This is a genomic window from Gabonibacter chumensis (assembly GCF_024741215.1).
GTDB lineage: Bacteria > Bacteroidota > Bacteroidia > Bacteroidales > Marinifilaceae > Gabonibacter > Gabonibacter massiliensis.
Map to the genome: position 1 here is coordinate 1 of NZ_JANSKB010000007.1, position 25433 is coordinate 25433.

Below are 25433 nucleotides of genomic sequence, written 5' to 3' on the forward strand. Positions count from 1 at the left end.
ATAAAGACACGGGGTACATAAAAGGTGATCAAATACTCCATGCATCGACCAAGGGGTATCACTTTCACTTGTTTACGACAAAACCGGCAAAATCATTATGCAGAAATTTACTTAATTCTTGCGGAGTAATACGTACCTTAAAATGACCGTCTTTAACGAAAGAGATATTTCCGGTCTCTTCACTAACGACCACGATATGGGCATCCGTTGCCGCACTCATACCGATAGCCGCCCGGTGGCGTAACCCCAAACTCCCCGGTATATTGTTATTATCCGAAACAGGCAAGATACAACGCGCCGCCAAAATTTTATTATCGGTAATGATCACGGCACCATCATGAAGAGGTGTATTCTTGTAAAATATATTTTCCAATAACTCTTCCGAAACATTCGACCGAAGCAGAACTCCGGTTTGCGCATAATTAAACAATTCCGAGTTTTGAGACAATACAATCAAAGCCCCCGTTTTTGTTTTGGAAAAATAGTCACACGCCCGTACGATAGCATCTATCACTTCGTCCTTCATGGAAGGTTTCGAAAACAATCTTTCCAGGTTAAATATGTTTTGCAGATTATATTTGCTGCCGATCAACAATAAAAAACGCCTTACTTCCTGTTGGAAAACGATCAATAAAGCAATCACTCCCATTCCGATAAACTGCCCCAGAATAGAAGATATTAACTCCATATTAAAAGCCCGGACCAATAACCAAGCCACGTAGAACGTAAAAATCCCGGCAAAAATATTGATAGCGACTGTTCCTTTCACCAGTTTATACACCTGATAAAAAATAAATGCTACCAATAAAATATCTATAATATCAAAAAAACCGAGTTTTATAAACAATAACATATAGAATCCATATCTAAAATCTTTTGCAAATTTAAAGAAAATACAATACAAACCCGCAAACATCCGAATAAACTTCAAACAGAAAAGCAGGTTACTTTTTCATTTTACAGATGACGATCGTCACCGCAACAATAACAACGATCAATCCGACATAATTCAAGAAGGTCAATTGCTCGTGAAAATAAAAAACACCAACGGTAATCGCTGTCAAAGGTTCTAAAGTCCCTAACACGGAACTCGGTACAGGACCTATCAATTTTACGGCTGCAACCAAAAGACGAGCAGACAAAATAGTACTTAATAAAGCCAATAAAAACATATCCAACACGAAAGCCGGGCGGGCCACTATCTCTAATTTCCCTTGTACGACTGCGACCAAAAAATAAAATGCAGCCGAAAACAACATCACATAACAGGTAAGGACATCGGGATTTATCCGTTTCAGTACGGGACGGTTCAAAGCAACAATATAAGAACCGTAAGTCAAGGTCGACATCAATACAAAAAACAACCCGAACCACTTGATTTCTCCCGGAGACCAAGAGAGAAAATAAACACCGACGATGGCCATTAAAATACCGACTTTTACAACCACGGATAATTTTTCCCGGTAAAAAACAGCCATCAATACGGCCACCACGACTGGATAGAAGAAATGAATAGCCGTAGCCATCCCCGTCGGCATATAATGATAAGAAAGAAAAAGAAAAAAAGCCGTAATCCCATATCCACCGACACCGGCGATCAAAACTTCCCTCAATTCCGCCAGGGAAAGACGCATGCTTACCTTACTTATCCACAAATAAATAGCATACAACAAACCGGCAATCCCATACCGATAAACCAATATTGTTTCGTTATTCACCCCATCTATAATAGCTTGATTCGCGTACAACGGGATCAATCCGAAAGTGGCAGCCGACACGGCAGCAAACACTATTCCCTTTACCTTCTTCATATCGTCTCCTTCGAAATGCCGCAAAGGTAATAAACAATTAAAGAAAGGAACAACCTATTCCCGATTATATCCTCATCAAATTGATTAGCACGCAATGGCCTGATCCAACGTATCTATCCTTAATAAGATCCATACGAATTTTAGGAAACATTTGCCCTCAAATTTTTACATCTATCCGATATTCTTTATCTTTGTCTCCATATTAAAGAAAATATAAAGCAAATCACTATGAAATACATTTTATCCCTTATCGCAATCGCCATGAGCAGCATGCTCTCTTACGCTCAAACAGACACGAACGCTAAAAACATTCTGGACAAAACTGTAGAAAAAATAAAATCGTATCCTGCCGTAGAAATTGTATTCGACATGGCGATGGAAAATAAAGCCGAAAATATCCACGAGTCTTACGAGGGGAAAGCTTACATGAAGGAAAAAATGTATAAGATTGAAATTATGGATCAAATAAATTACTTTGACGGAGAGACCATTTATACATACATGCCGGATGCGGAAGAGGTAACCGTAAAACTCCCCGACGAAGATCAGGAATCCTTTTTAAACCCGACTATTCTTTTCGACATTCATAATCAAAAGTTCAACCAAAAGTTAGTCGAGAATAAAAACGGGATTGCTTACATCGAATTAACCCCTAAAGCTCCTCATAAACAAATAAAAAAAATAGGAGTTTGGATAGATACGGCCAAAAATACGGTACAGAAAGTTATCTCTTACGGGAAAGACGGAAACGACATTATCATTACGATTAAAAGTCTAAAAAAACCGGAACAGGAATTGGACATAACTTTTTTCCGTTTCGACACGAAAGCTCATCCCGATGTAGAAATCAACGATCTGCGTTAAATATCAAACAGATTTACAATTGAAACGACGGGGTTTCCCGTCGTTTCAATTATCCAATCACGAATCTTCAAACTTCAAATAACCGAACCAACAAATCCTTCAACATCTTCACGTTGACAGGTTTGGTCAGAAATTCATCGCATCCTGCCTCTGCGGCACGAATTCGATCCTCATCAAACGCATATGCAGTCAAAGCTATAATTGGGATTCTTTTATCTATTTTCCTGATTTCACATGTCGCTTCCAATCCGTCCATTTCAGGCATCTTTATATCCATAAAAATCACTTGAGGAGCTTTTTCTTTATATAAAGCAATCGCTTCTTTTCCGTTCTTGGCCCATACCAATTCATACTCTTTCTTTAAAATAGTGGACAAAAACAAAAAATTACTATCGTTGTCTTCGGCAATTAAAATTACTTTTTTATCGCAATTCTCCTTCTTAACCGACGCTCCGTTTTTGGGCAACAAAAGATCGGTTCTCACCCCCTTTTCAACCGAAACGTCACAAGGTATGAAAAACCAAAATGTACTTCCTCTACCCCATTCGGAGTCAACCCCGATCTCTCCTCCCAACCGCTTAACGATCATCTCACATATAGATAACCCCAATCCGGTTCCTTGAACGAAACTATCGAATTTAGTAAAACGTTCAAATACATTCTTTAGATTTTCAGGAGCAATCCCTTTACCAGTATCAGTAACGTAAAAACGTAATCCTTTCGCAACCCGTTCATACCCCATACGAATACTTCCCGACGATGTAAACTTACTGGCATTACTTAAAAAATTAGATATCACCTGTGTTAAACGGTTTTTTTCAGAATGAATGATACAGGTCTCCTCGGGCAATTCGCAAATCAACCGTACATCCGGTTTAATTCGATAAAGATATATCTGTTCCAGATCCCGGAACAGGGTAGAGACGTTTATATCAGAATAGACAAATTCAAGCTGTCCCGCCTCTATTTTCGACAGATCCAGAATATCGTTAATCAATTGCAATAATAACTCGTTATTGGTCTCAATAATCCGACAATAATCCTGAATCTCATCCGCATCGGTCGTTTGGGTAATCAGGTCGGAAAAACCGACAATCGCATTCAACGGAGTACGAATCTCGTGGCTCATATTAGCCAAAAAGGCCGTCTTTAATCGGTTGGATTCTTCAGCCTTGTCTCTCAATAGAATTAACTCGTTCGTTACACTCTTCCAATCCGTTATATCTCTCCTCAACCCCGTGACCTTCACTAATTTTCCTTTATCATCCCGTTCATAGGCGACTCCGTGAATCTCTACCCAACGATAATCCTTATTTTGTAATTTCACTCTGACTTGAATGGTTATTGTCTCGACCTCTCCTTGAATCAACTCTTGAAGAGCCTCTTCCACGATATGAATATCATCTCCGTACATATAAGAATAATACTCTTCCGTCGTAATGCCATGGTACATGAAAGACTCCGGATTGGGTGAAGAAAATATTCCCGTAGCAATATCGTAATCCCATTGAACTATTCCTCCAGATTTTATGACCAAATCAGATTTAAAAATATAATCTTTTAATCTCCTCTCCGCCTCCACTGCCTCTGTGATATATTTTCGGGTCCCCATAACCTTCAGCGCATTTCCATCTTTGTCTATCCCCATAGCCTTGGCCGTCAACTGAGTCCATTCATAATTACCACTTAAAGCAGTCGTATAGATCACCAAATCCATCACATCAGTTTCCCGGTAGATTACCCGTTGCAATTCCCGATGGAATCTATCGCGATAATCGGGATGTACAAGAAGCAAGTACTCGCTTAGACTGAATCTCCTACCAAAAAAAACCGATTTCTCACTGCCGGAATAAAATAAATCCTCTTCAACATTATAATCCCAAGGCACTATATCCGCCGCTTCAAAAGACAATTCCAATTTAAATTTACTCTCCTCTAACTCTTGTTGTTTACCGATCTCATCCGTAATATCCCGTTCCGTACCGACGATCTGACAAATCGAATCATTGTCCACAGAACAAATACCTATCGCGTGCGTTTCATACCACTTGTAATTTTCTCCCCGTTTAAAACGCAATCGAACGGAATCTTTCTCTTTCTCCCCGGAAATCAATACGTTCATAAAACGCTTGTACTTTTCCCGATCATCCGGATGCAATATGGAATATGCTTCCTCAAAACTCAAACCGTTCTGCGCTACCGTATCATGATAAAAAGAGGAGAACTTCTTTTGGGATACATCATAAGTCCAAACCGATAAAGAACCGGCATCCAAGGCCAAAGAGAGTTCATTCTTAATATTACCTAATTCGATTTCGTTCTTTCTGATATCCGTAATGTCAACAACAATTCCGATAAGATAACAGGAATCATCATTATTCAATAATTTTGTTTTCGTCAACACGCCCCAACGCAAAAGAGCACCTTCTTGATCATATATACACCTCTCGTATGTCAACGGCATATCACTATTCAGCACCATCCTATCTTCTTCTCTATACATGGCGGCTTTAGGATCGTTCAACTCAAAATCATTCTTCCCCAAAAAAATATCAGATTTTTCCTGGTAAAACTCTACCGTTTTCCGGTTATAAAAAATATAACGGAAATCATTCGAGACATCTTTTACAAAGAGTCCAACAGGCAGGTTATCGATGATCGATTGCAAAAAAGTTTTCAATTTCAGAACCTCTTTTTGCGCCGCTACGCGAGGGGTTATATCACGTACAAAACAGATCACTTTATCGCCCTCGAAAAGAGCCGTCCTCGACTCGGCAAATGCCTCCTTATCCCCTATTTTTACCACGTAATTAAAAGAATATTGCTTCTTGTCCTTTATCGTACGCCTAACATTTTCTTCTATAATCGTAAAAGCCTCCTTAAATTCAGGCGCTATTTCTCCTATTTCTTGAATATTTTTCCCCAATATCTCCTCCTTTGTCAATACCAATAATACATCTTGCAAAGGATTAACAATATCTATCACATTCAGGGAACTATCGTAAATAACCACCATGTCCGGCATATTTTCCAACAAATGGGTCATTTTTGAAACTAACCGTACGTATTCCCTCTCTTTTCGTTTTTTATTATAACCAATAAATAAAATAACAATCACCAAACAGATAAGCAGAACAAAAAACACAACCACCTCCTCCGGATACTCTTCCCAAAAAGAGGGAAGCATATTATGCCAAACCACATTTTCCGGCAAACGAGACTTACTGATCCCGGATTGCGAGAAGATGGAATAATTCAGATGATAACGAGGCCGTGTAGGCGTTATCGTAAAAAACGGAGCTTTCTCTATCCCGTTCTTCAACACCGTATAAGTCAAACTGGCCAGATCCCTTCCCAGCTCCTCTCCGGTTACAAAATACCCTCCGAAATTACAAGAATCTCCAAAATCCAAATCTAATATTCCATAAACGAATTTGTCCGTATGATAGGGCAACTCGTTACTCAACATGGTGCTCGCATGTAAAGACTTGTTCACATCGGTATACCATCCGGCAGAAATCAAGGCACAATGATTATCAGCCAAAGCGATAGAATCCAATAAAGCTGTCGTACTCAAACGACTTCCAGGAAAATAATGTATCTTCAAACCACCTATTTTTTCAACAATCGATTTCAAATAGGGTTCGAAAAAGATCTGGCGATAACGGTCGTCATAGTAAAGTAGGATATGTTTCACCTCCGGTTGTAACTGTTTTATTAACCGTAGATTTTCCTCGAAATAATCCACGATATAATAACCCGCCACCTTGTATCCGTCGAATGTTGTTTCTGTAGATAAAATATCGTGTATATCTTTTGCCTTAACCCCCGAATAGTCGATTATACCACGTTTTACACCTCCCAGTATGACCGGAATACCTTTCCATTTCTCTATACAACTATGTCGATAAGCCATCCAAGCTTCACTTCCAATTAGAATAACGGCTTTCGGCAACACGCTATAAGCATGAAATAAAGAATTCATCCAACTACTCCAATCCTCAAAATTCTGATTAGCTTCACAATCCAAATATTCTATGTTCACCTTCACATCCGTGTTCAGCCCCAACTCTTCTATGAAGGCCGAAATGATACGACTTCCTCTCTCTTTCAGAGGAGAATAAGAACTAATCACCAACAATTTTTTATCTTCTGCTACCTCTTTGGCTTGTAATCCACTTATCCCCGAAAATAATAAAATCAGACTCAACAAATACGATTTATAGTCCATTTTAAATAGAGATTTGTTTATCATATTTAATTCTTGTCATTACTCACACACTTATTTTAAGAAACACTCCAAACATGACAAAAAGGAGACAACAAAATTACAAATTAAACCCCTATTTCCCCCACATCTACTCCAATATATTCATCCAAATCTTTTAATAATCAAGTAATATTATTTGTCAATAATAGTTTCTTAAAAAAGGTTTTATACAAAATCCCACGCGTACCATCGAAACATAACGGTCATACTCCAGCATATTCTCTGCATAACCGTTGTAATACTGAATAAAAAAATACTCATTCGCTTTAAGGGATGGCTTATAATTTATTTCCAATATGGTATTCATATCAATAAATTGACGTCGGGGATTAATAACGACGGAACACCATAAACGTTCATTCGCACTTTGATAATTAAAAGCCAATAATCCATAACCTTTATATTTCAACAAGTCTGGATTCCCGTCTTTATCGACCCATCCGGCCCATAATTTAAGTTGCAGCGAAAAGCGCAAATCAAAAAAATAAGAACCGGATAAAGAAAAATAATTCCAACTCCTGGATTCTAAAGAATCCCTACCGTTCGATTCGTGCTCAAAAGAGAATACCGCAACTCCCCGTATCTGATTTTTATATATGATGGCTTTACTTAAGCTAAGCCCGGGATTAAAATTATTATCTAAAAACGGACTCGATTTCCGGTATATATCCCAAAAAGATTTTTGAGTATAGGTCAAATAAAGAAAGGTTCTAAAAGGTAAGATACTTTTAGTCAATCTTTGCCGGATGCTGATTTGAAATTTCGCATCCGCACTATTTTTGTCTATACGACGATTGGTCGGAACTCCGGTCACAAAATAATTATCTCTGTATATTCCGAAACTCGGGGTATTATCAAAAATAGCCAAAGCATCCTCTTCATTAGGCAAAATCGTATCGAGACGTACTTTTTCCCGAATCAATCGTTCCCGTTGACGTGATAAACTATCTTCCTTTATCCCCTGAATCTGCCCCGTGACAAAGCAATTCAATGATAATACAAATACGAGCAGACAAATTCCCCTTCGTCCGTTTCTCATTATCAATTACATTACAATTCAATTTTATCCGTTCATTTACCGCTGAATAACGACACGATTGCCAATAATACGATAGCCCCGACAGTTGCCGAAATCAAACTCCCAATAACTCCTCCCATAGCAATTCCCATCAACCCGAACAACCAGCCGCCTAACACGCCACCGATAATACCGACAATCAAATTCACGATTAAACCCAATCCACCGCCCCGAACGATCTTACCGGCAAAATACCCGGCTAATATACCGATAATTATGTACAGAATAAATATCATAACTTTATATTTTTTATTTTCTTATTAAACTTTCTTTCCACTGAAATTGTTTCATTCCCGGCTCGTTTTTTTTTAATTATCCGTTTAGTTACCCATGTCGGCAAAACGATCAGGCGGTATTTTTAGCCTGATGCTACTTATAACAAGTACTCACCCGAGAGAAAACCATGAAACGTAGACGTTTTCCCTACCGTTAAAAATGACTGCTGCCGCATTCATCATGATAGGGAAGACGACTGTATCGTTACCGGACTACTATACGGTACAGGAAACAAACGGAGATTTCCCACCCCCACCTTTTACTTACAACCGTTTTTATTTCCGTCTACAAACCCCGGAAACCTCTATTATTGCACGCGATACCCTCCGGCTTTCCAAAACATTTCGTGTTACAAACACGTAATACCCATAAATACAAATAAGAAAAAACATGAAAAAATTGATATTAGTCAGACATGGAGAAAGTGTTTGGAATAAAGAAAACAAATTCACGGGATGGATCGATGTAGACCTCAGCGAAAAAGGAGAAGAGGAAGCCCGAAAAGCAGGAGAACTAATCAAAAGAAATAATTTGACTTTCGATATCGCTTACTCCTCTGTTCTAAAACGGGCTATCAGGACACAACATCTGCTGGCCGAAGCGGCCGATCTGGTTTGGGTCCCGGAAATCCATCATTGGCGGCTAAATGAAAGACATTACGGTGCATTACAAGGATTGAACAAAGCAGAAACAGCCAAAAAATACGGGGCGGAACAAGTCCACATCTGGAGAAGAAGCTTTGATGTAACACCTCCTTTGTTAGAACCCGACGACCCCCGTAACGCCGTCTTTGAAAACAAATATAAAGATGTGGACCCGGCAGCTCTGCCTCTCGGAGAGTCGTTGTCCCTGACCATTAATCGAGTCCTGCCTTTCTGGCAAGATTATATTGCACCGGCTTTATTAAGCGATAAAACGGTTTTGATAACCGCACACGGGAACAGCTTGCGAGCTCTCGTTAAATATTTAAATAACATCAGCGATGAAGATATCGTCAAGTTGGAAATACCGACCGGTATTCCTCAATTGTTCGAATTAGACGATCAACTCATGCCTGTTCGTCACGATTATTTAAAATAAAGAACCTCGATTCCGTTTTTCTTCTTCAGCAAAAAAATGTAGATTTGTCCGTTTTAACGGAATAAAATGAAAATTATCACTTACAATGTGAACGGCCTCCGGGCCGCTCTTTCCAAAGGACTGACGGAATGGATGGCTGAAGAACAACCGGATGTTTTATGTATTCAGGAAACCAAAGCTCAACCGGAACAAATTCCACTTCTGGAATTTGAAGCATTAGGATATCACACCTATTTTTTTTCAGCCCAAAAGAAAGGATATAGCGGCGTAGCCATCCTGACAAAACAGAAACCGGATCAAATAGTATACGGGATGAATATTCCCGAATACGACAATGAAGGACGATTCATCCGGGCCGACTACGGGGATCTTTCCGTCGTGAGCGTGTATCATCCTTCCGGAACTACCGGAGATGAAAGACAAGCTTTTAAAATGAAATGGCTTGCTGATTTTCAAAATTATGTCAAAGATCTGGAGAAAACACGCGAGAAATTAATTCTATGCGGAGATTATAATATATGCCATCGCCCGATAGACATTCACGATCCCGTACGGAATGCGACGAATAGCGGTTTTCTTCCCGAAGAACGGGAATGGATAGGTAATTTCATCGATTCCGGCTTTATCGATACTTTCCGGCTTTTCCACCCGGAAGAACGTGATTGTTACACCTGGTGGAGCTATCGATTCAATGCCAGAACAAACAACAAAGGATGGCGTATCGATTATTGCATGGCATCCCGAAATTTACAAGCCCAACTAAAAGATGCCTATATTCTTCCCAACGCCAACCATTCGGACCATTGCCCAGCGGGTATAATAATTGATAATTAATTGAAAACTGGATAAGGCCCTTTCAAAAATCTTATCCAGGTATTCATCTGATACATCTTGTTCTTAGCAACCGTCATTCTGGCAACGGCAAAAAGAATCCCATCATCCAATAAATCAAACCGGACATGACAATGGTGGCAGGGATGGTTAATATCCAAGCGACAACAATATTGGAAGCCGTGGCCCAACGGACAGAAGCAACACCTTTCGTAATACCGACCCCTATGATAGAACCGGTAATCGTATGAGTAGTACTAACCGGTATTCCCAATACCGCTGTTCCGATCAACGTCAAAGCTCCTGCTGTTTCCGCACAAAAACCTTGTACAGGCTTCAATTTGGCCAATCCGTCCCCTAACGTCTTTATCACCTTTTTACCCCCGATAATAGTACCTAAGGCAATGACGGAATAACAGGTAATAATCAACCATAACGGGACATGAAACTGGCCCGTATTCTCGTATAGATATTCACCGACAAATTCGTTACTTCCAGCCACGCTGAAAAGAAGGATAGCTATGATTCCCATCGTTTTCTGTGCATCATTCGCACCATGTCCCAAGCTGAATATTGCAGACGAAAAAAGCTGGAAGGCCTTAAAAAGCCCCTCTACTTTTACCGGATGCTGCTTATGAAAGACGCGCAAAGTAATACACATCATGATAAACCCGAGTATCAAACCGATCAGCGGGGAAAGTACGATAAATATAGCTATTTTGAAAATTCCGGAAAATACCAGAGCCGAACTTCCGTAAGTAAACCAAACCGGACCGATCAAACCTCCGATCAAAGCGTGAGAAACACTGATAGGCATACCGAAATGAGTACACAACCAAACCCAAACTACCGATCCCAATAGGGCAGCTAAAATCAAAAATTCGTTGATCTTAGTGGGTTCGACTATGCCTTCCCCCATCGTGTGAGCTACACTTACTCCAAAAATAAAAATCGCGGAAAAATTCCAAAAGGCAGCCCATAAGACAGCCATCGTGGGAGAAAATACCCGTGTCGCCACAATAGTAGCTATCGAGTTGGCTGCATCGTTCATTCCATTCAAAAAATCGAACAACAAGGCTACAACAATCGCAATAAGTACAATGGTCAACATAGGTTTATGCAAATTTAATGATAATTCCCCGAACCGTATCTCCTATGTCCTTGGCCCGGTCAGTGGCATCTTCCAAAGCCTGCCCGATATTTTTCAACTTAACCAATTCGATCGCATCTTTCTCGTTGGCGAACACATCACTCATAAACTGCTCGTATAAATCGTCCACCTCATGCTCGATTGCCTTGATCTGATAACATTTCTCACTGATCATTTGCGGCTTCTTCTGAATGTATTCCAAATTTTCCATAACCGACTTTAAAATAACGGCATCCTCCGCAATATGCTTTCCGATTTCGACCAAAGTCTTATTCACACTCTTGGGCCGGTACATCAGAATCCGCTTTGCTGAATCATGTATGAAATCTAAAAACGTATCCATCCGCGAACCTAACGAATTCACGTCTTCGCGGTCAAAAGGAGTAACAAACGTCTTATTCAGTTCTTCATATATTTTTGCAGTAATACTATCCCCTTGGTTCTCAAATGTTTTTATATCCTTATACAATACTTTCTGTTTTTCAGGGTCTTGCTCCTGCAAAAGTTTTACCAAAAGATTGGCGGCTTGCTCTATCACAGAAGCCTGCTCCTTATACATCGGATAAAATTTCTTTTCCTTTACGACAAAAATTTGTAAAAAACGATCTATTTTCATAACACACATATATTAATTTGACAAATGTAATATCCTTGCTCAGACTATAATGTTAAAAAAGTAGAAAAGATATCTTTTTTGAATCTAAATAACAGACTCATTTTCTACACGAAACATCTTTTTTCGACAGAATCATTCCATCCGGGGCAAAATTCATTACCTTTGGAGCGTCGTTAAAACGATTCAAATGTCGCACGTACCCGTTTTAATATCGGATTTGGCAATTATACTATTCTCGGCCGGATTAATTACCATTATTTTCAAATGGCTTAAACAACCTGTTGTCTTAGGGTATATTGTTGCCGGATTGATTGCCGGCCCCTATACCTTCGGAGGACCATTAGTAACCGATACGGAAGATATTCAGATATGGGCCGATATAGGCGTTATCTTTTTACTTTTTGCCTTAGGCCTCGATTTCAGTTTCAAAAAATTGATGAACGTGGGAGGAACAGCCATGATAGGAGCTCTTACCACCGTGGGAGGAATGATGACATTAGGATACGTGGTCGGCATGTTTTTAGGTTGGGGACACATGAACAGTCTTTTTTTGGGAGGAATGCTATCGATGTCTTCAACGACTATCATTTTCAAGGCTTTTGACGACATGGGATTGAGTAACCAGCGTTTTGCAAGTGTCGTATTCGGGATATTGGTGGTTGAAGATCTATTCGCGGTCGTATTGATGGTCCTACTATCCACGCTTGCCGTCAGCAAACACTTCGAAGGACTGGAAATGATTGACAGCATACTGAAATTAAGTGCTTTTTTACTCTTTTGGTCCATAACCGGTATTTTCCTTATTCCGACCCTACTAAAAAAAGTGAAACAATGGCTGAACGGCGAAACGTTATTAGTTGTGACCCTGGGATTATGCTTAGGCATGGTCATGTTGGCCGTCCAAGCAGGGTTCTCTTCTGCCTTGGGAGCCTTTGTTATGGGTTCCATTTTAGCCGAGACCACCGAAGCCGAAAATATCGAACATCTCTTAAAACCGGTAAAAGACCTGTTCGGGGCTATTTTCTTTGTTTCCGTAGGAATGATGATCGATCCGGCCATGCTATTGGAATATTGGTTTCCCATCTTACTCATTACCTTAACCGTAATGATCGGACAAATTACCTGTGCGACATCGGGAGTTTTACTTTCGGGACAAACTCTGAAGGTAGCCGTGCAATCCGGCTTTTCCTTGGCTCAGATCGGAGAATTCGCTTTTATTATAGCCGGCTTAGGTATCTCTCTAAAGGTAACGGATCATTTTTTATACCCCATTGTCGTTGCCGTTTCCGTCATTACGACATTTTTCACACCTTATATGATCCGGATCGCCGAACCTACCTATCGCTCCTTGAGCACCCGCCTGCCTCGATCATGGATCCATTTTCTGGAAAGATATAGCTCGGGATCAAACACGATCCGCCACAAGAATACCTGGAAACAGCTGTTGAAATCCTTGTTCAAAATCGTAATTACCTACACGGTTTTATCTATCTTTTCAATCGCCATTTTTTTACAATACATAACCCCCTTTATCCGGGAAAAAATCCCGGGGATTCAGGGCTCTATCATAAGCGCCGTTTTGATACTTCTCGTCATCTCACCGTTTTTACGGGCCATCATGATGAAAAAAAATCATTCGTCGGAATTTCAACAATTATGGAACGACAACAAATACAACAGGGGCCCCCTGATCTCTCTGATAGTCTTACGGATAGCATTATGTATCTGGATCGTTATGTTTGTCATTTCCAAACTGATCAACGTGGCATCGGGACTTCTTATCGCTATCGCCACGATTACCATTCTGCTTTTTATTTTCTCCAAACGCCTGAAGAAACACTCTATTCTTCTTGAACGCCGATTCCTACGAAACTTTACGGCACGTCAGCAGGAAGAAGAACGTAAATCGCCCATCAAACAACGTTTTGTACGTCATTTATTATCCAAAGATTTACATTTGGCCGAATTCGAAGTCGCTCAAACCTCCCCGAGCGTAGGGAAAAGTCTAAAGGAATTAAACTTCCGACAAACCTGCGGGGTTAGCGTGGTGACCATTCTTCGGGGAGAAGAACGAATAAACATACCCGGAGGAGAGGAGGTGGTTTATCCGTTTGACCGCCTTATCGTGGCTGCCACGGATAACGAGATCGAAATTTTCCGCAAATTTGTAGAAAATAGAGTCCAACAACGAGAGAAAGAGATTAAAGAAAAAAACACGGAAGAAGTGAGTTTAGAACAGTTCATCATCGAAAAAGGGGCGAAATTGGTCGGACGCACCATCCGGGAATCGGGAATACGGGATAAAGAAGCCTGTCTGGTCATTGGTATCGAAAGAGGCTCCACTTCCATCATGAACCCCTCACCCTCTACCGTCTTCGAAGAAGGAGATATCGTATGGATCGTGGGTGAACACCAAAAATTATTGTGTCTGGCCGAAGGTAAAACCATCAATTAAAATCAAGACTCATCACTCTATCTCCAAACCGAAAAGATTTTTTAACTCTCCGACAGCCGGATTCAATCCCATAAAATGTTCAAACTTATCCTTTGCCGTGAATAAACGCTTTTTCTCTTTTCCATCATCCGTCTCCTTGTAAAGCTCAATATTCAACGTGATGTAACCGTTGTTCAGGCGTTCTGCTAAATAAGACAAGATTCGCTGATGCAATTCATTCATTTTAGCCATCAAAAACTCGTTGTCAACCTCTATGGTAACGACAAATCCGTTGACCTTGGGAGGATGTGATGTAAGAGCCACTTTTACGGCCTCCCCGACTGAAGAATCAATAAAAGTACTTAAGACCGAAGAAACCGTTTTCCCGTCGAACGGGTCTTGCGCTTTAACCTTTTTCTCGATTCTTTGGACTTCAGACGTATTTCGTATCTCCGCATAATCCTTGCTTTCAGCCATAGCCTGTTTTAACTTGAAGGATTCAATCGCCGGCCTCATGACAGGCTTCACCGCCGGTCGGGAAGCCGAAACCGCCGGAACAGGCGGACATACCTCCTGCTGAAACTTTCCGATAAAACCGTCGATTTTTAAAAGGCCGGCAAACTCTTCTACACTAAGGCTTTTTTTTTTAATGCATTAATCTGACAAAGCTTAATTAAAGTGATCTCTACACAAAGCCTTTTTTCTACTCGGACCTTATATTGCATCTCACATTGTTCGATCACCTTCAATGCATTAAAGATAAAATCGACATCCACCTCTTTTGCCTGCCGTAAATAACGTTCACGAATGGATGCACTCACTTCCAATAAAGACAAGGTAACCTCATCCTTTGCAACCAACAAATCCCGGAAATGCTTTCCTAAACCGGCGATCAAGTTACCCGCATCGAAACCTTTCGTCATGATTTCATCAAACAAAAGAAAAGTCTCCGCCACCTTACCGTTATAAAACAAATCCGTTAATTTAAAATAATACTCGTAGTCTAATACATTCAGATTTTCTATCACCTTCGCGTAAGTCAACTCTTTTCCGCAAAAGCTAACCACCTGATCAAAAATAGAAAGGGCATCCCGCATCGCTCCATCCGCTTTCTGAGCTATAATATTTAAAGCCTCCTCCTCGACCTGCACTCCCTCTTTATCCGCTATCCTCTTTAAATGTTCTATGGTATCCGAAACCTTTATCCGGTTAAAATCATAAATTTGACAACGGGAAAGAATGGTCGGTAATATCTTATGCTTTTCTGTCGTAGCCAAAATAAAAATAGCATGGGCAGGAGGCTCTTCAAGCGTTTTCAAAAAAGCATTGAAAGCAGAAGCACTCAACATATGCACCTCGTCAATGATATATACACTGTATTTTCCGACTTGTGGCAGTAAACGTACTTGATCCACCAACCCGCGGATATCGTCCACACTGTTGTTGGAAGCCGCATCCAATTCATGGATGTTCAGGGAACGGGAATTGTTAAACGCGACACAGGACTCGCATTCGTTACACGGTTCCCCGTTCGGTTGAAGATTCATGCAGTTGATCGTCTTAGCGAAAATACGGGCACAAGTTGTCTTTCCGACCCCCCGAGGTCCGCAAAACAAATAGGCTTGAGCCAACTGTTTATTCAATATGGCATTTTTCAACGTAGAGGTAATCGCACGCTGTCCGATCACCGTATCAAAACTTGCCGGTCTATATTTTCGAGCTGAAACAACATAATTTTCCATAATATAACCACATGATTATCAAGAAGGACAAAAAGAAATAAACAATCAGGTTTTTTCGGCTAAAACAGATGCTACCACCTCAACAACCCGTATGATTTGTTTACAAAGTTACAAAGTAAAAACCAACTCTACAATAAATTTCTATTTTCGATCTGAAATAATCAAATTTTTTCCAAATCCGTTTTCAATATCCAGCCTTCATTTCCATCGGCCATCCTGACATTATACCAATCGCCCAAGGCCTCCAGGATCTGAACTTTCAATCCTTCATGCACCACAAATAACTCCGTACCGCTACTATCGGGAGCACCCCGAACGATGACACTCGGCGTCATCACGATACCGTAATTTCGATCCGACACCCGGTGGTATTGTTTAGCGGCAAAGAATACCGTCAATACCGTCAACATTAACAAAACAATTCCCATCGTAAATCCTGTTTTTTTCAAACTTATCGAGTTAGAATGGAAAAACAGAGCTGCCATGATTAAAAAGGCAATAAACAAAACCACTGAAAAATAGGCCCATTGATCGGCTGTAAAGGTAGAAACAAAAGAGTTATACCAACGAACAAAAAATAATTCCGGCAAAACTTTAATTTTATCCACCGTCGATTTATGAGCCAGCGTCAAATTATATTTCGTATCCTTATCTCCCGGATTCAGAACCAAAGCCCGTTCGTAATTCAAAATCGCTTTGGCGATCTCTCCCGATTTATAATAACTGTTACCCAGATTGTAATAAACTGCAGAAGACTCCACTCCCGCATCTAAAACCTGATTATATAACTCTATCGCTTTCTGATAATCTCCGTCCTGATACATCTTATTCGCCTCTCCCTCCAACGCCTTTACATCGACAGCAAACACGCTCAGATTCAGCGAGAGCAGACACAATATAATATATATTTTTTTCATAATTCCAGATTTACGATTTTACAAAGCCTTATCCAATTTCGTAATGACAGTCAAACCGTCTTTATACACCTTATCCATCTCCTCCCCCTGATTGCTTCCGGGTGCGTAACGAGCATATTCACAATGATCCAAAACATCTATAAAATTCTGTATCAATTCTGTAGATGCTCCCCGTTTCGTGAGGTGTTCGTTGATATTGTCCCGATTTAATTCGGAAACTTCTATATTCAGCTTAAAACTGACATACCCCCATAAAGCTTTCAATACCTCTTGATAAAACAACTCGGAATTACCGCTCTTCATTGCCACGGAAGCAGCTTTCAGGCGCTTCTGCGCCACCTTACTGGCAGCCTTGCTCTTTACCCTTACCAAATCCGCATTCGCCTTGATCCTACGACGATTCAATATCATCCCTATGATAAAAAGAACAAACGGAATCAAAAAACTCAGCCAATAGGCCGTCGAGGCAAAATACCGGACTCCCTTCGCTTTTAAAACACTATTCCCCGTCTTGATATAACGAATATCCTCCCCCAACATCTTCACATCTTCCTTTTTAAAGGATTGTACGGCACCTCCCTGTACTCCTCCTCCCGTATCATTTCCTTTTAAAACATGTACCTTATACTCCTTTCCTTTCAATATTTTGTATTTAGCCGCTAAAGGATCGAAGAAAGAATATTCAATGGATGGTATCGTATAATCGCCCGCAAAACGAGGTATAATCAGGTATTCGTAGGTAACCGTACCCGTCGAACCGCTTACCGTTGTCCGCAGATCCTTGGTAACCTTAGGATCAAATATATCAAAATCAGGAGGCAGGGAGATTCTCGGGGCTTCCAGTAATTTCAAATTACCAGTTCCCTTGAATATCACTTTATAAGTCAATGCATCGTTCGCCTTCAACGTATCGGGCGACAAAGAAGTCGACATACTCAATGTTCCGACCATCCCGCTAAAATCTAAAGGTTTCCCGGTTTCCGGCAAATTTTTTACGGTTATTTTTACCGGTTTCGTACGTCGTAATACCGTTACCGTACGTGTATTTCCGAAAAAACTATCAAAAAAATCCGGAGAACCGCCCACCCTTTGCAACACTCTGCACTCCAACTCGAAAGGTTCTATCGTCAGCACGCCGGCATGCTGAGGGAAAAGTACATCTTGTTTCAACACGCCTACGTCATAAATCTTTCCGTTGTACTCTTCCCGCTTCAATTCAACACGAGGCACCTCTACATTTTCAGCAAGAAAACCATCAAAAGCAGGAAACTTCGTACGCCCGAAACCATTCAAATCCACTCTCGAATATACCTTTAACATGGCCACCAAGCTCTCACCCACGTAAAGACTACTTCTGTTAACCTCCAATCGTAAAAATAAATTATCCTCCGTAATCCGCCCGGACACCTCACGCCCCTCGGTCTGCTTTTGTCCCCGGTCTGCCTGGGAGGTCCCCTCATCCTTTACGACCTTTATTTTCATTGATTGAGACTTAATCTCTTTACCATCCACAACAATCGTAGCCGGATCAATAGTATATTCACCCTCTTCATCGGCAATCAATATATAAGAATAGATTATCGACGTCTCCACCGTCGTTTTGCCGTTAATACTTATAATGTTCTGAGCTTCACTCACGGAAGGTCCCATCAACAGTTCAAATCCCTTCAAAGCGGGTAATTTCATATTCTCTCCCCTCTTACTCAGCTTATAAATCAGTTTGAACTGTTCACCTACTCCCACGACACTCGGAGCAGAGACCTCCAATTTAACATCCTGGGCAAATCCCTTTACTCCCCCTAAAATACATATAATGATTGCAATTATAAATGACCTCATTTGTTCCTTTTTTAAAAGTGTCCGTTAGCCTCTAAGAATACACAAAATTACCAATTCTTTTCTATTTTCATTTTCTTCGCCTTCTGAGCCTGAACTTTCTCTTTTTGCACTTTCTCCTGCGTCTTCTTTTCGTCAGCTTCCAAAGCATCCAACAAACGCTTAGCATCTTCCTTTGAAATCTTCGTTCCTTGTTGATCTTTACCTTGCTGATCCTTATTCTGGTCTTTATTCTGTTGATCCTTGTTTTCCTGATCTTTGTTCTGTTGATCCTTATTCTGGTCTTTGTTCTGCTGATCCTTGTTCTGATCTTTGGTTTGATCCTTATTCTGGTCCTTGTTCTGGTCCTTGTTCTGTTGATCCTTGTTCTGTTGATCCTTGTTCTGATCTTTGTTTTGATCCTTATTCTGTTGATCTTGTTTCTGTTTACGGGCAAACTCCAAATTATATTTGGTCTCGGAAGAATTCGGACGACTCCTTAAAGATTGCTTATAAGCCTCTATACTTTCATCTAACTTATTCATAGACAATAGAGTATTGCCTATATTATGATATAACTCTCCCAATCGCTCTTTATTCGTCTCATCCTTGGCCAAAGACATGAATTGTTGCAAGGCCTCATCGTATTTTTTCTGTTTATACATAGCATCTCCCAGATTAAAAGCGGCCTCATAAGAATCCACTTCTTTATCCAAAGCCTTCCGATACTCCACTTCCGCTTTTTCAAAATCCTGCTTATGAAACAAGTTATTTCCGCCACGGATGAACTTTCTCTCCTGTTGTGCCCACGATGTCAAACTCACCATCAAGGCAACCGCTATCAGTATTATTGTTTTCATCATATTCCTAATTTTTTACGTTTTCCTCATTACCGAATATATTAATCTTCAATAGATTCTTATTCTTACGCCCTAAAACGATAAATTCAAGCAATACGAATAATAAACCTATTAAGATAAAATATTGATATTTCTCTGAATAATCGCTGTATACCCGTTCTTCCAACAAGGTCTTATCCATTCGATTGATCTCGTCCAACAAAGTTGTCAATCCGACATTCGAATTACTTGCCCGTACAAACATACCTTCTCCCGCTTTGGCTATGGCCCTTAACGTCTCTTCATCCAACTTGGAAATCACTACATTTCCCGAACCGTCCTTCATAAATTGACCTGGATTTCCTTTTTCCGGAATCGGTCCTCCTTGCGGTAGTCCCATTCCTATCGTATGTACATATATCCCTTTCTCCCGGGCTGCTTTGGCCGCGGCAACGGCATCATCCTGATGATTTTCTCCATCCGTAATCACAATGATTGCTTTAGAAGCCTCCGTGTTCGGTGTAAACGATTTGGATGCCAAATCGATAGCGTTACCTATAGCTGTTCCCTGAATCGGTACGATATCCGTACTTATGCCGGATAAAAATAACTTGGCAGAAGAGTAGTCCGTTGTAATAGGCAATTGCACATAAGCATCACCGGCAAAAACGATCAAACCGATCTTATCATTATTCAACTTTTCCACCATACGAGAAATCGCTTGCTTGGCAGCCTCTAAGCGATCGGGTTTTATATCCTGTGCCAACATCGAGTTGGAAACATCCAAGGCTATAATCAACTCCACGCCCTCTTTTTTCACCTGCTGCAACTTGGATCCGAACTGAGGTCCCGCAACACCCAATATGATAAAAAGGAGCGCAAGCAAGATCAGAACGAACTTCAAAGCTCCCCTCTTAAAGGATAATAAAGGCATTAAACCGCTTAGCAAATCCGGATTTCCAAATTCTGCTATCGCCTTCTTCTTATGCCTTACCGTCACGATATAAAATATAACTAATAGCGGAATGACAATCAATAAATATAACAAGTCAGGATGCGCAAATCTAAACATACCTTCTATTTTTTAAGTGGTAAACCACATGTTCAATACTATTCATATAACATCTCCTCGATAACGATCACGGAATTTTCCGCAACAACGTGTACCGACATACGGATTCCAATATCAACAATAAAGCTCCGATCAAAGCAAAATAAAAATATTGCTCGTTTTTCTTACTAAAATGCTTTACTTCTATCTTACTTTTTTCCAATTGATCGATCTCCTGGTATATCTGAGCCAATTTAGCATTATCGGTCGCCCTGAAATATTTTCCTCCTGTCATATTGGCAATCTGCGTCAAGACATCTTCATCGATCTCCACGGGCATACGTTGCAATTGAACGCCAAAAGGAGTCTGTACCGGATAAGGGGCCTCTCCCAAAGACCCCACGCCAATCGTGTAAACACGAATACCGAAAGTATTAGCCAACTCGGCAGCCGTCATCGGAGCAATAGCCCCCCGATTGTTTACTCCATCCGTCAGCAAAATGATTACCTTCGACTTGGACGGACTGTCTTTCAAACGATTCACCGCATTGGCCAACCCCAATCCTATCGCCGTTCCATCCTCTATCATCCCGCTATGAATATCTTTCATCACATTGACTAACACGGCCTGATCCGTCGTCAGCGGACTTTGGGTAAAGCTCTCTCCCGCAAAAACCACCAAACCGATTCGATCCTGCGGACGCTCCAGTATAAATTTCGTGGCAACCTCTTTGGCAGCCTCCAAACGATCGGGAGTAAAATCCCGTGCCAGCATACTTCCGGAGATATCCAAAGCTAACATGATATCGATACCTTCGCTGTTATAAGTCTGCCAGCTGTTACTGGACTGAGGACGGGCAAGGGCAAATACTAAAAATACAATGGCCAGCACTCTTGCGACAAACAACAAATGACGAGCCCAAATCCGATTGCCCCGTTTCATCATTTTAAATATCCTGATAGAAGAAAACTGCAAATCAGCATGCGAACTTTTCTCCTTCAGTACGTACCAGATAATCATCGGTATCAATACCAACAATATCCAAAAATACCCAGGGCTTGCAAATTCATATCCAAACATAATCTTTTCATTTGAACATTCGACATTCGAAAAAGTTCACGCTCTCGAAAGAATCGCTCTTTTCCAAATCTACAAATGAATATATTTTCAAATCAATTCTACTTTTCTTCTCCCTCTTCCGCTTCCTTTCGTGCAGCCTCCTCCTTCTCCCGTTCTTCCCGCTCGCGGCTCTCTTTCTCCTGCTTTTCCCGCTCTTTTAACTCCTGTACCTGCTCGTTCGTATGGTTGACAAACTCAAAAGCGATATCCAAATTCCGGGCATTCTCATCCGGTAACGGCATCGCCTTGGCAAATTTCACGAAATCGGCAGTCTCAAACATCATCCCTAACTTATCCTTCAACGGTGCGGCCACCTCCCTGCACCCCTCCAAAGAGCGCATGGTCTCGAACGAAGTCTGCTCCATAGCCGGAATATCCAGCTCTCCATCCAAGTAATTTCGTATCGCATCCGTCAATTGCGTATAATACTCCTTTGTCTTTCCGCTTTGCCATAATTTTTCCTCCTTGATTTCGTTCAAGGCTTTCATTGCCAAATCATAAGGGGGAATAGCCGGTTTCTCGGTAGCAAACAAAGGCTTATTGGCCCTACGCTTTTTAATGATCCACCAAACCAGCAACAGAATCACAAGACCCAGTAAAACCCATAACAGATAAGGTAAGATTTCGGCAAAAGTCCAAGGCGTTGCTATCGGCATGACGATATCGTAATTTCCTTTCTGCTGATCCACTGCATACGTGTTTACGATCAATTGCATGGGATCTGTCCGCAACACATTATTGTAGCTCTCCTTTTCCACTTGGATAGGCAAGGAAGGTATCCTGTAGACCCCTGAATCGAAGGAAGTGATCAGGTAAGCCTCCTGTATCAACATACGACCGTCTTTCTCCCTGATCGAATCCCGTACAGGACCGGAAATAACCTCGACACCATTAACAATCGTATCTTTCAATACCGGAAAGACGACCCGAACTCCCGGATCAGCCTTCACCTTCATTTTCAAATGAATCTGATCGCCGATCATCATGTAATTCGTGTCCAACTCGGCAATATACTCAACGTTTTGCGCCCTCACACCCATGATACATCCCAGCAAAACAACAATCAATATAACTAACTTATTTTTCATGTGCATCTTTTGCTTTTATATTTCTTTTCCGCCGCATTTTATGTTAATAACCGGCACCCCGGCGTTTAAACAAAGCTATCAGGGACTTCACGTAATCCTCGTCAGAACTGATTGAAGCGACGTCTACCCCGGAATGTTTGAATACACGATCCAACTCCTTTTCCCGGTCAAATACATAACGGCGATAATCCTCCTGCACCCGGCGATCGGACGTGTCGACCCAAATATGTTCGCCACTCTCCGCATCCGTTAAATACATCAGCCCGACAGGGGGAATCTCATTTTCCCGAGGATCATATACCCTTAACGCCACGATATCATGTTTTTTATTCGCGATCATTAAAGGATGCTCAAAATCATGATCATCCATAAAATCAGAGATTAAAAAACAAGTACAACGCTTTTTTATAGCATTGGTCAAATACTGTAAAGCCTCCGTAATATTGGTCCGCTTATCTTCAGGCTTAAAATCTATCAACTCCCGAATAATATGTAAGATATGAGTTCTTCCCTTCTTGGGTGGAATAAATTTCTCAATCTTATCGGAAAAGAAAATAACTCCGATCTTATCATTATTCTGTATGGCAGAAAAAGCCAAGACCGCGGCTATTTCGGTAATTTGATTTTTCTTTAATTTCGAAATCGTACCGAAGTTACGGGAGCCGCTTACATCTATCAGCAACATGACCGTCAGCTCCCGCTCTTCTTCGAATATCTTCACGTAAGGATGATTATAGCGAGCCGTCACATTCCAATCAATACTCCGGATATCATCCCCGTATTGATATTCCCGAACTTCACTAAAAGTCATTCCTCGACCTTTAAAAGCTGAATGATATTCTCCCGCGAAAATATTTTTCGACAACCCCCGGGTTTTGATCTCTATTTTTCTGACTCGTTTTAACAGATCTGAAGTTTCCACCTTAATTCATTTTAGATTTACCGATTTTAAATTCGAAATTCCAGCCTCAAAACTGGTACTTGATCGGGATCCTGTTTCTACCCGAGACCATAAATCGATTAAGGTACCTCTACCGTGTTCAATATCTCACTGATAATATCCTCGCTCGTCAAATTATTGGCCTCTGCCTCGTAACTCAAACCGATACGATGACGCAATACATCATGACAAACAGCCCTTACATCTTCCGGAATAACATAACCTCTCCGTTTTATAAAGGCATAAGCCTGTGCCGCTTTGGCTAAACTGATACTTGCTCGAGGAGAAGCCCCGTAAGCGATCATAGAGACAAACTTCTCCAACCCGTGTTCCTGAGGATAACGCGTTGCAAAAACGATATCTACAATGTATTTCTCTATTTTCTCATCTAAGTAAACCTCTTTCACCACTTCGCGTGCCCGCATAATATCTTGCGGTTGCAATATCGTGTTAGCTTCCGGAAAACTCTTTTCCAAATTCTGACGGACAATTAATTTCTCTTCATCCTTTTTCGGGTAATCGATCACTACTTTTAACATAAAACGATCTACCTGTGCTTCCGGTAGCGGATAGGTACCTTCCTGCTCTATCGGATTCTGAGTGGCCATCACCAAAAAAGGTTCGTCCAATTTATAAGTCATATCCCCAATGGTAACCTGACGTTCCTGCATGGCTTCCAATAAAGCCGATTGTACCTTTGCAGGAGCTCGGTTGATCTCATCGGCCAATATAAAGTTTGCAAATATCGGACCGTGTTTCACAACAAATTCTTCTTTCTTCTGAGAATAGATCATAGTACCCACCACGTCGGCCGGTAATAAATCCGGAGTAAATTGAATTCTGCTAAACTTTGCATTGATAATATGAGCCAACGTATTTATTGCTAATGTTTTCGCCAACCCGGGAACACCTTCCAATAAAATATGCCCGTTTGATAACATGCCGATCATAAGTCCTTCGATCAAATGCTTCTGGCCTACGATCACCTTATTCATCTCCATGTTTATCATATCGACGAACGAACTTTCCTGCTGTATGCGTTCATTTAATGCTTTAATATCAACAGTATTCATATACTTAATATTTTAATTAGAAATTTATAATTCCACTTTTCATAATAACACGTAACGTAAAACCCCCGCTACATGTTTCAAAAGACACACCGAACTAAGTAATTTACCACCTTATTTTTTCGGTTTCCTCAAAAGTAAAGATTATTCACCCAAATGTTAAAATGGGTCCGCTAAAAAATGTTAATGCTAACTTTAAGTTTTTCCAAAAAAAATAGTAACCTCTTCCAAAATTTCCCGATAACCGACGTTTGCTATTTTATCCGATCCTTTCGTTTCCCTTGACGGACCAATTTAAGGCGACTGGTTACGAACATAAAAGTGCAAAAATGAATATTAACACACGTAAAAAAAAGATTAGTCGCCCCTATGCTCCTGATCCGCGACAAAGCAGGAATAATATAAACCGTCAACCCGAGAATCAACTTCCATTTCCTTGCC

The 25433-nt window shown here is 40.8% G+C and carries 21 protein-coding genes and 1 pseudogene; 5 read left to right on the forward strand and 17 right to left on the reverse strand.

What is annotated here, in order from left to right; all coding sequences use genetic code 11:
* Positions 1 to 64: 64 nt before the first annotated feature.
* Together cdaA and NVS78_RS12955 are read right to left on the reverse strand one after the other, a co-directional pair.
* Positions 65 to 853, reverse strand: coding sequence for a diadenylate cyclase CdaA (gene cdaA, locus NVS78_RS12950; RefSeq protein WP_286359556.1), 789 nt, complete (start codon positions 851 to 853; stop codon positions 65 to 67).
* A 91-nt stretch (positions 854 to 944) separates the two neighbouring features.
* Positions 945 to 1811 (reverse strand): DMT family transporter, encoded by an 867-nt coding sequence (locus NVS78_RS12955; protein WP_041504532.1) that lies wholly within the window; start codon positions 1809 to 1811, stop codon positions 945 to 947.
* Between the two features lie 228 nt (positions 1812 to 2039).
* On the opposite strand from NVS78_RS12955, the gene lolA1 reads away from it, so the two are divergent.
* A complete protein-coding gene (lolA1, locus tag NVS78_RS12960) occupies positions 2040 to 2675 on the forward strand; it encodes an outer membrane lipoprotein periplasmic chaperone LolA1 (protein WP_041504497.1) in 636 nt (211 codons plus the stop codon).
* A 67-nt stretch (positions 2676 to 2742) separates the two neighbouring features.
* Here lolA1 and NVS78_RS12965 read toward each other — a convergent pair whose 3' ends face one another.
* The 3 genes from NVS78_RS12965 to NVS78_RS12975 all read right to left on the reverse strand — a co-directional run bounded on the left by NVS78_RS12965 (position 2743) and on the right by NVS78_RS12975 (position 8259).
* Positions 2743 to 6906 (reverse strand): response regulator, encoded by a 4164-nt coding sequence (locus NVS78_RS12965; protein ID WP_286359557.1) that lies wholly within the window; start codon positions 6904 to 6906, stop codon positions 2743 to 2745.
* Between the two features lie 178 nt (positions 6907 to 7084).
* Entirely contained in the window at positions 7085 to 7984 is a 900-nt protein-coding gene (locus tag NVS78_RS12970) for a phospholipase A (RefSeq protein ID WP_041504498.1), read from the reverse strand.
* A 32-nt stretch (positions 7985 to 8016) separates the two neighbouring features.
* Positions 8017 to 8259: a GlsB/YeaQ/YmgE family stress response membrane protein gene (locus NVS78_RS12975; RefSeq protein WP_041504499.1), complete on the reverse strand. Its 243-nt coding sequence runs from the start codon at positions 8257 to 8259 to the stop codon at positions 8017 to 8019.
* 199 nt (positions 8260 to 8458) lie between these two features.
* On the opposite strand from NVS78_RS12975, the gene NVS78_RS12980 reads away from it, so the two are divergent.
* The 3 genes from NVS78_RS12980 to NVS78_RS12990 all read left to right on the forward strand — a co-directional run bounded on the left by NVS78_RS12980 (position 8459) and on the right by NVS78_RS12990 (position 10213).
* Positions 8459 to 8662 (forward strand): hypothetical protein, encoded by a 204-nt coding sequence (locus tag NVS78_RS12980; protein ID WP_059025225.1) that lies wholly within the window; start codon positions 8459 to 8461, stop codon positions 8660 to 8662.
* Positions 8663 to 8689: 27 nt separating this feature from the next.
* Positions 8690 to 9379, forward strand: a complete 690-nt coding sequence (gene gpmA, locus NVS78_RS12985) for a 2,3-diphosphoglycerate-dependent phosphoglycerate mutase (RefSeq protein ID WP_041504501.1) — start codon at positions 8690 to 8692, stop codon at positions 9377 to 9379.
* 66 nt (positions 9380 to 9445) lie between these two features.
* Positions 9446 to 10213: an exodeoxyribonuclease III gene (locus NVS78_RS12990; protein ID WP_286359558.1), complete on the forward strand. Its 768-nt coding sequence runs from the start codon at positions 9446 to 9448 to the stop codon at positions 10211 to 10213.
* A 73-nt stretch (positions 10214 to 10286) separates the two neighbouring features.
* Here the strand turns inward: NVS78_RS12990 and NVS78_RS12995 are convergent, their stop codons facing one another.
* Positions 10287 to 11321, reverse strand: a complete 1035-nt coding sequence (locus NVS78_RS12995) for an inorganic phosphate transporter (RefSeq protein WP_041504503.1) — start codon at positions 11319 to 11321, stop codon at positions 10287 to 10289.
* Positions 11322 to 11325: 4 nt separating this feature from the next.
* Positions 11326 to 11976 (reverse strand): DUF47 domain-containing protein, encoded by a 651-nt coding sequence (locus tag NVS78_RS13000; RefSeq protein WP_041504504.1) that lies wholly within the window; start codon positions 11974 to 11976, stop codon positions 11326 to 11328.
* 187 nt (positions 11977 to 12163) lie between these two features.
* Here NVS78_RS13000 and NVS78_RS13005 point away from each other — a divergent pair, with 187 nt between their 5' ends.
* Positions 12164 to 14431 carry a monovalent cation:proton antiporter family protein gene (locus NVS78_RS13005; protein WP_059025227.1) on the forward strand — a complete coding sequence of 756 codons (2268 nt, stop codon included), beginning with the start codon at positions 12164 to 12166 and terminating at the stop codon, positions 14429 to 14431.
* A 12-nt stretch (positions 14432 to 14443) separates the two neighbouring features.
* On the opposite strand, the gene NVS78_RS13010 is transcribed toward NVS78_RS13005, so the two are convergent.
* The 10 genes and pseudogenes from NVS78_RS13010 to NVS78_RS13055 form a co-directional block, all read right to left on the reverse strand.
* Positions 14444 to 14887 carry a DUF8439 domain-containing protein gene (locus tag NVS78_RS13010; protein ID WP_059025229.1) on the reverse strand — a complete coding sequence of 148 codons (444 nt, stop codon included), beginning with the start codon at positions 14885 to 14887 and terminating at the stop codon, positions 14444 to 14446.
* Between the two features lie 176 nt (positions 14888 to 15063).
* Positions 15064 to 16152 (reverse strand): annotated as a pseudogene (locus NVS78_RS13015) (DNA polymerase III subunit gamma/tau); the annotation flags it as partial.
* Between the two features lie 161 nt (positions 16153 to 16313).
* Positions 16314 to 17069, reverse strand: a complete 756-nt coding sequence (locus tag NVS78_RS13020; protein WP_059025231.1) for a tetratricopeptide repeat protein — start codon at positions 17067 to 17069, stop codon at positions 16314 to 16316.
* An 18-nt stretch (positions 17070 to 17087) separates the two neighbouring features.
* Positions 17088 to 18908, reverse strand: a complete 1821-nt coding sequence (locus tag NVS78_RS13025) for a BatD family protein (RefSeq protein WP_286359559.1) — start codon at positions 18906 to 18908, stop codon at positions 17088 to 17090.
* A 47-nt stretch (positions 18909 to 18955) separates the two neighbouring features.
* Positions 18956 to 19747, reverse strand: a complete 792-nt coding sequence (locus NVS78_RS13030) for a tetratricopeptide repeat protein (RefSeq protein WP_286359560.1) — start codon at positions 19745 to 19747, stop codon at positions 18956 to 18958.
* 4 nt (positions 19748 to 19751) lie between these two features.
* Positions 19752 to 20795 carry a VWA domain-containing protein gene (locus NVS78_RS13035; RefSeq protein ID WP_059025237.1) on the reverse strand — a complete coding sequence of 348 codons (1044 nt, stop codon included), beginning with the start codon at positions 20793 to 20795 and terminating at the stop codon, positions 19752 to 19754.
* Positions 20796 to 20862: 67 nt separating this feature from the next.
* On the reverse strand, positions 20863 to 21855 hold the full coding sequence (locus NVS78_RS13040) for a vWA domain-containing protein (RefSeq protein WP_041504511.1): 993 nt from the start codon (positions 21853 to 21855) through the stop codon (positions 20863 to 20865).
* A 98-nt stretch (positions 21856 to 21953) separates the two neighbouring features.
* Positions 21954 to 22982 carry a hypothetical protein gene (locus NVS78_RS13045; RefSeq protein ID WP_082667028.1) on the reverse strand — a complete coding sequence of 343 codons (1029 nt, stop codon included), beginning with the start codon at positions 22980 to 22982 and terminating at the stop codon, positions 21954 to 21956.
* Between the two features lie 43 nt (positions 22983 to 23025).
* Positions 23026 to 23904 carry a DUF58 domain-containing protein gene (locus NVS78_RS13050; protein ID WP_041504513.1) on the reverse strand — a complete coding sequence of 293 codons (879 nt, stop codon included), beginning with the start codon at positions 23902 to 23904 and terminating at the stop codon, positions 23026 to 23028.
* A 98-nt stretch (positions 23905 to 24002) separates the two neighbouring features.
* The gene (locus NVS78_RS13055; protein WP_041504514.1) at positions 24003 to 24995 is read right to left on the reverse strand and encodes an AAA family ATPase; all 993 of its coding nucleotides are present in this window, start codon (positions 24993 to 24995) and stop codon (positions 24003 to 24005) included.
* Between the last annotated feature and the right edge of the window lie 438 nt (positions 24996 to 25433).

Coding starts and splice junctions, on each gene's coding strand:
- cdaA (WP_286359556.1), bottom strand. CDS start 853: ATGTTATTGTTTATAAAACTCGGTTTTTTTGATATTATAGATATTTTA.
- NVS78_RS12955 (WP_041504532.1), bottom strand. CDS start 1,811: ATGAAGAAGGTAAAGGGAATAGTGTTTGCTGCCGTGTCGGCTGCCACT.
- lolA1 (WP_041504497.1), top strand. CDS start 2,040: ATGAAATACATTTTATCCCTTATCGCAATCGCCATGAGCAGCATGCTC.
- NVS78_RS12965 (WP_286359557.1), bottom strand. CDS start 6,906: ATGGACTATAAATCGTATTTGTTGAGTCTGATTTTATTATTTTCGGGG.
- NVS78_RS12970 (WP_041504498.1), bottom strand. CDS start 7,984: ATGAGAAACGGACGAAGGGGAATTTGTCTGCTCGTATTTGTATTATCA.
- NVS78_RS12975 (WP_041504499.1), bottom strand. CDS start 8,259: ATGATATTTATTCTGTACATAATTATCGGTATATTAGCCGGGTATTTT.
- NVS78_RS12980 (WP_059025225.1), top strand. CDS start 8,459: ATGACTGCTGCCGCATTCATCATGATAGGGAAGACGACTGTATCGTTA.
- gpmA (WP_041504501.1), top strand. CDS start 8,690: ATGAAAAAATTGATATTAGTCAGACATGGAGAAAGTGTTTGGAATAAA.
- NVS78_RS12990 (WP_286359558.1), top strand. CDS start 9,446: ATGAAAATTATCACTTACAATGTGAACGGCCTCCGGGCCGCTCTTTCC.
- NVS78_RS12995 (WP_041504503.1), bottom strand. CDS start 11,321: ATGTTGACCATTGTACTTATTGCGATTGTTGTAGCCTTGTTGTTCGAT.
- NVS78_RS13000 (WP_041504504.1), bottom strand. CDS start 11,976: ATGAAAATAGATCGTTTTTTACAAATTTTTGTCGTAAAGGAAAAGAAA.
- NVS78_RS13005 (WP_059025227.1), top strand. CDS start 12,164: ATGTCGCACGTACCCGTTTTAATATCGGATTTGGCAATTATACTATTC.
- NVS78_RS13010 (WP_059025229.1), bottom strand. CDS start 14,887: ATGGCTGAAAGCAAGGATTATGCGGAGATACGAAATACGTCTGAAGTC.
- NVS78_RS13020 (WP_059025231.1), bottom strand. CDS start 17,069: ATGAAAAAAATATATATTATATTGTGTCTGCTCTCGCTGAATCTGAGC.
- NVS78_RS13025 (WP_286359559.1), bottom strand. CDS start 18,908: ATGAGGTCATTTATAATTGCAATCATTATATGTATTTTAGGGGGAGTA.
- NVS78_RS13030 (WP_286359560.1), bottom strand. CDS start 19,747: ATGATGAAAACAATAATACTGATAGCGGTTGCCTTGATGGTGAGTTTG.
- NVS78_RS13035 (WP_059025237.1), bottom strand. CDS start 20,795: ATGTTTAGATTTGCGCATCCTGACTTGTTATATTTATTGATTGTCATT.
- NVS78_RS13040 (WP_041504511.1), bottom strand. CDS start 21,855: ATGTTTGGATATGAATTTGCAAGCCCTGGGTATTTTTGGATATTGTTG.
- NVS78_RS13045 (WP_082667028.1), bottom strand. CDS start 22,982: ATGAAAAATAAGTTAGTTATATTGATTGTTGTTTTGCTGGGATGTATC.
- NVS78_RS13055 (WP_041504514.1), bottom strand. CDS start 24,995: ATGAATACTGTTGATATTAAAGCATTAAATGAACGCATACAGCAGGAA.